Source organism: Microvirga sp. GN3, assembly GCF_055792825.1.
In genome coordinates, this window is record NZ_JBVVAK010000300.1 from 1 (window position 1) to 4,030 (window position 4,030).

The 4,030-nt window shown below is 59.2% G+C and carries 4 protein-coding genes; all 4 read right to left on the bottom strand.

The annotated features are described in order from the left end of the window. Window positions 1–430: transposase (locus ACS5Q1_RS46760; RefSeq protein ID WP_473104603.1), on the bottom strand; the 430-nt coding region annotated here is incomplete at its 3' end. A gap of 48 nt (window positions 431–478) precedes the next feature. After that, entirely contained in the window at window positions 479–1,030 is a 552-nt protein-coding gene (locus ACS5Q1_RS46765; RefSeq protein ID WP_473104604.1) for a hypothetical protein, read from the bottom strand. Window positions 1,031–1,139: 109 nt separating this feature from the next. After that, window positions 1,140–1,775, bottom strand: coding sequence for a helix-turn-helix domain-containing protein (locus ACS5Q1_RS46770; protein WP_473104605.1), 636 nt, complete (start codon window positions 1,773–1,775; stop codon window positions 1,140–1,142). Between the two features lie 1,276 nt (window positions 1,776–3,051). Then, window positions 3,052–3,303 (bottom strand): ParB N-terminal domain-containing protein, encoded by a 252-nt coding sequence (locus tag ACS5Q1_RS46775; protein WP_473104606.1) that lies wholly within the window; start codon window positions 3,301–3,303, stop codon window positions 3,052–3,054. Between the last annotated feature and the right edge of the window lie 727 nt (window positions 3,304–4,030).

Here is a 4,030-nt window from a genome sequence, read left to right on the forward strand (position 1 = left end):
ACTCGCCGGGTCCGCACAGACGCAGGCCTGTGCTGTCGACCAGCAGGTGAACAGGTCCTCCGGAGTTTGAACATGGCCTTGGCACCTCCAAGGTTTCGGCACGCCGGCTCAGAGTCGAGTGATCGGGCACGGCCAGATCGAGACTCAGGAGTTGGAGGATCGAGCCAATCAGGCCTTCGGTCTGACGGAGCGCCAGCCGGAACACCGCCCGCAGGGTCAGCGCTGTCCTGATGGCCAGAGCGGAATAGTGCGGCTGACCGCCTCGTGTCGTACGCGGCTCGGCCCGCCAGGTGGCAATCGCCTCGTCAGAGAACCAGACGATGAGACTTCCCCGTTGGCGCAGGGCGGCATCGTATTCGGACCAGTTCGTCACCCGGTGCCGCTGTCTCGGAATGTGGTGCCGGCGAGCAGCATTGGTCTTGAACGGCACGGTAGAAATCCGAGATCAGGAGGGCACAGCCTTCCTATGACACCCAGATCAAGGCACCAACCCGCCCATTCGTGCAACAAGGCGACTGCCCAGGTTGTCTACTAAAGCTGAGGCGCATCCAATAAAACGACGGTTTGTTCGATCTGTTAGCCCGACCTCCAATAAATTGGAGGAAAGAAGCAGCCTTGTCGCCGGGATACGTTGCTGCGGGGGGCTGTCGGGCTCATCCTTTTCTTCGACACAGCGGAAACGCTGGCGAATTTCTGACACGCAGATGAGAGACGGACCGATGACCAGCTCAGCCGCAATGCCCATGATGGGCAACATGATGCCGGGGATGATGCCGATGATGGGTGGGATGCCCGGAATGATGCCAGGCATGATGCCGATGATGGGCGGGATGATGCCTGGCATGATGTGCCGCATGTCCTGTGACATGGCCGCCGACGGTTCCATGACCTGCACCATGATGCCGATGGAAGGCATGTCCGCCGACATGTTCAAGATGTGCTGCGAGAACATGATGCGAATGATGGAGATGGGCATGCCCTGCATGATGATGTGCGGTGGCATGATGCTGGTTGGCATGAGCTCGGCCATGGGCGCGCAGACCAAGCCGATGAAGAAGAGCGCCTGAACAGGCCACCCTTTGGACGTGGTGCCGCACGTGCCAAGTGCGGCACCGCCCGCTCGGGGCACACGGATCGCACTATCCGACCGTCTCGACGTAGGACATCACCAGGTACATGATCGCCATCACATGGCCGGGATTGCGGTAGATGTGCGGAACGTCGGCTTGAAAAATGATCGCGTCGTCGGCGTGCAGACTGTAAATGGAGCCGTTGACCTCAATCTCCACATCGCCGACCACGACGGCCAGGTTCTCAATTGTGCCCGCCGCGTGGGCGACGGCGTTTTCCTGTGACTGCGCAGCCAGCGTGAGCTTATAAAATTCGACGCGCCGCTCCGTTTCGAACGGAAACAATGCCCTTGAGGTGAAGCTCCCGTCTGCTGAGGTGAGGATCTTGGCAGCCTTCGAGCGCATAACAACCGTGCCGCTGCCGGTACCTGGGCTTGTCAGCGCCGAAAATGGGACGTTGAGCGCCCGCGCCACCTTCCACAACAACGAAATCGTTGGAACACTTCGCCCCAGCTCAATCTGGCTGAGCATGGCGCGGCTGACGCCAGCGAGGTTGGCAAGGCGCTCTAAGGAGTGACCACGCGAGCGGCGCAGCCGCTTGAGATTGCTGCTGACGATCTCGGCAAGTTCGTGAGCCTCACTCTCGAGATCGCTCTCGGCTTCATGCGGGGTGCCGGCGAGATGATCCTTAGGCACATCTCCCACGGCGACACCTCGTCTTACCGGTTGATTGGCCAGGCATTCCCTACCCAGACGGGCACGAAGAACCATACCGCAACCCAAGTCCCGGGCACAACGGTCGGCATCGGCGCCATGGGTTGCGCTGCCTCCTGGCGTCGGCGCCTCACTTCGTTGAGATCAATGATTTGCGCCGTTGCGGCCATAACCTCTGCCTAGTGTTCATCAAACAGAACACATTATCCTTTATAAAGAACCAACTGTCAATATAATGGAACCTTAGCGGTTGTCGCGGCTTCATGTTACTGTAACTTATGCTATTTTAGGACCAGAATCGGTTAGGATCGCTGTTCTAAGCAACGAACATTTTGGCTAAAGCTCGGCATTCGAGGTCTGATCGAACTCGATCGGCCCGCCTGTCGCAACCGCTTTGGGATTTCACAGGGCGTTACGAAGCCTCTGCCGGGGCTTCTCCGATCTGTAAGGTCTCCGCACCCCTGGCGGAGACGGGACTGGCGTTTTCGCCGCGATGTGCATGACGTTTGGTGGCGCCCATGGGGCCGGCCGCTGCGGTCATCGTCAGGGGAACGGCTCTCTGAGGCGCATCATTCTCTCCCGACCGGATCGAACAGATGACTCATGCATCCATCGCTGAGCTTGGAAAACTCACACGTTCGCGGGATTGGTGAGATCGTCGATATTATGGCCGCGCCTGGATACCTGACAGCAATGGGCCCTTGTGCTGTGCCCGCGTACAGCATGCCCTCTGGCTGTCACTGCCCATAAATCCTCCTGAACTCTGTCGTGAGAGTTCGCTCAAGCTCCCGTGTCAAGGGAGTCGGGTTGGCACGGTTCCATGCGCGCTGATGCCGCTGAACGAAGCGCTTCCGACTGCGCTTGACCTCGCTGGGGAGGTGAACCGCTAGAGGCACGAAGCTGCGACGCAGTTGAGCTTCTGTCCTCTTCCTGGACGGGAGAGCCGCCTCCGCCGCTTCCGCCGCGGCTATGTCATCTAGTGTTGGGTCTGGATGGCGGGGCAGTGCGTCCGCCTCAATCTGGAGGAAGACTTGGTGTTGTGCGGCATAGTGGTCTTTCAAGCCGGGGGCATGTTCGAGCAGGTATGCCTCGCAGGCTTCATCCCAGTTTTCTTGCTTGTGCCTAGCCAAAGGAGCCGGCTTGCCCGAATTGTTCGTCATTGAGGATGGCCCTTCTGACTCTTGCTGTACCAGGAGAAAGCAAGCTGCGGCGGGATGGCCCTGCCCTCCCCGCCCGAAACGATGGGGACCAATGCGGGAGCCACAGCTCAGTGCCTCCGAGCTTGCACGAAGTAGGCCGGCACGGTTGTCTCTCCAAGAGCCTTGCACGCCTCCAGCCGGTGCAACCCCTCTACCAGGACAAACCGCTGGCCGTCAGGTCGCACGAGAATGGGCGTTTCCTGCCCCTGTTCCATCATGCTCTCGGCCAAAGTCTCGACCTTCTGCCGGTTCAGGGTTTGCCGCCGTTTCACAGGCACATAGACATCCTGGATTGCGAGGATCTGCTTCTTCAACACCATCCCGACTGCTCCTACGTCGTGTCATGTCCCATAAAAGCTTAGGCGCCGCGAACCGGCTTGCCTAGGGACACACATCGCTTTGCTCGTTCGAGCTGATCCCAGAGGAGCGGCAAGATAGAACTAAGCACCGGTTGGCAGACGTGTTGATGCTTCTGACTGTCTTCGAGAGAGCACAGCCCGTGCCGCGTTGGGTTTGATCTGAAATGAGCAAAAGCCTGTGATCCTCCAGGCCATAGGCGGTAAGGCGCTTCGATGTTCAGGCTACTCCCCATACCGAGAGTGGCGCATCTGGGACATTATTCTTCGACTTCTGGGACGTTGAGGGGGCGCTGGAACGGTCTATCCTCTGACGTGTGGCTTCCATGTGCCCCCACGTGAGCCACCAGCGTCCTGGCCGAAGGTTTGGTGATACTTCATTTAAGCTGGGGCACCCCATTCAAGCACACCGAATGTTTACTTTGGTCAGCTTGGGATGCTCGCACTGAGCCAGACGCGAAACATCTCGATCCGGTGCGGAGCTCTACCCTCCGTAAATGCCCTGGTTGAGGTTTCAGACAGCCCTCAGCTGGGGCGTTTTCCGTCGCGTCTTACTCGGGGCCGCCGCTGGTAGAGTCCGCGCTAGTGGTGGAAATTTGCTGACGCGCCGGGTGTTGGGATGAGGTGGTCATTGGGCGGACCGGCTATGGTGGAGTTGCTCGACTGCACCCCAGCTGAAGGAACCCCAATG

What these genes read in the sequence shown, in the direction of transcription:
- ACS5Q1_RS46765 (WP_473104604.1), bottom strand. Translation starts at nt 1,030, where the DNA reads ATGGCCGAGCTCATGCCAACCAGCATCATGCCACCGCACATCATCATG.
- ACS5Q1_RS46775 (WP_473104606.1), bottom strand. Translation starts at nt 3,303, where the DNA reads ATGGTGTTGAAGAAGCAGATCCTCGCAATCCAGGATGTCTATGTGCCT.